A 1,280-nucleotide genomic window follows, 5' to 3' on the forward strand; every position below is an offset into this window, starting at 1 on the left:
CACCCCCGGCCCCTCTCCCTGAGGGAGAGGGGGGTTAGGATGGCAGCAGAGTGGCTTTTGGAGGCGGCTGTGGCTTTGACGATAGGATCCGTTCCTGGGTCGACAACGGCTCGCCTGAGTTTGGCAGAATACCTCAAGTATTCCGATGGCGGCGATACCCGCTATGAGCTGGTGGCGGGGGAGTTGGTGCCGATGGCCCTTCCAACCGGACGGCATGGTCAGATTGTGGATTTCCTCAATACCGCTTTTCGAGCTGAGATCCGGCGCCAGGGGCTACCGTGGACTTCTCAGCCGATGGCTATCGGGATCCAGTCGCCGCGGGGCAACCGCTGGGATACGGTGCGGATCCCGGATGTGGTGGTGCTGCCTCTGCAGCAGTGGCAGGAGATGGGATCCCGAGAGGCTCTGATTCGCTTGGAGGATCCGCCGCCGCTGTTGGTGGTGGAGGTGGTGAGCGAATCGAGCCGGGCGGCGGACTACCGAGCCAAACGGGCGGAATACTGCGTTTTGGGCATTGGTGAGTACTGGATTGTGGATCCGATGGAGGAGAAGGTGAGCCTGCTGCTGTTGCACGAGGGCTGGTACGACCTGCTGGAGCTGAAGGGATCCGAGCGGGTGCCCTCGAAGGTTTTTGCAGGGCTGGAGCTGCAGGCGGGGGAGATCTTGGCGGCGGACTTGGGTTATTCTGGTAAAGCCACGGGGAGTTAGCTCAGTTGGTAGAGCGCTGCGATCGCACCGCAGAGGTCAGGGATTCGAGTTCCCTACTCTCCATTGCCCTCACCCCCGGCCCCTCTCCCTGAGGGAGAGGGGGGTTGGTGGTAGGATCTTGGCATCCTCTCGCTCTAGTTGATAATGACTCCGGAACAAGAAGAGTGGCTGATCCGCGCTGTTCAAGAGCTGCAAGCGGCCCAGCAGGAGCTACGTCTTGTCCAACAAAATCAGCAGCTTCTGATTCAAGAACTGCGAGAAGGGCAGGCAATGCTGGCCCAGTTTTTTCGCGAGTCCATGGATCGCTTTGATGCGCGCACCCGCGCTATCGAGCGCCGCACGGATGCCCTGGAGCGCCGAACTGAAGCTCTGGAACGGCGCACTGACGAGATGGCCCAAGAGATGAGGGAGATGCGGCAGGAGATTCGAGATCTGCGCCGCGATTTTTTGGAACGGCGGTAGGCCCAAGCGCTCCGCGCTGGCCCTCACCCCCGGCCCCTCTCTTTGGGGGAGCAGCCCCTCACCCCCGGCCCCTCTCCCTGAGGGAGAGGGGAGTTAGTAGGGATCCGTGC

2 protein-coding genes and 1 tRNA gene are annotated in these 1,280 nt (G+C 61.8%); all 3 read left to right on the forward strand.

Going from position 1 to position 1,280, the window contains the following annotated elements; all coding sequences use genetic code 11:
* Positions 1 to 708 (forward strand): Uma2 family endonuclease (locus NW853_RS01250; RefSeq protein WP_414347265.1); only part of this gene is annotated, 708 nt, incomplete at its 5' end.
* Positions 699 to 771: transfer RNA gene (locus NW853_RS01255), tRNA-Ala, on the forward strand. The genes NW853_RS01250 and NW853_RS01255, both read left to right, overlap by 10 nt.
* Before the next feature lie 81 nt (positions 772 to 852).
* A complete protein-coding gene (locus tag NW853_RS01260; protein WP_414336537.1) occupies positions 853 to 1,170 on the forward strand; it encodes a hypothetical protein in 318 nt (105 codons plus the stop codon).
* Positions 1,171 to 1,280 lie beyond the last annotated feature (110 nt).

It is taken from the genome of Synechococcus sp. H55.11 (assembly GCF_047462475.1).
GTDB lineage: Bacteria > Cyanobacteriota > Cyanobacteriia > Thermostichales > Thermostichaceae > Thermostichus.

Coding starts and splice junctions, on each gene's coding strand:
- NW853_RS01260 (WP_414336537.1), top strand. CDS start 853: ATGACTCCGGAACAAGAAGAGTGGCTGATCCGCGCTGTTCAAGAGCTG.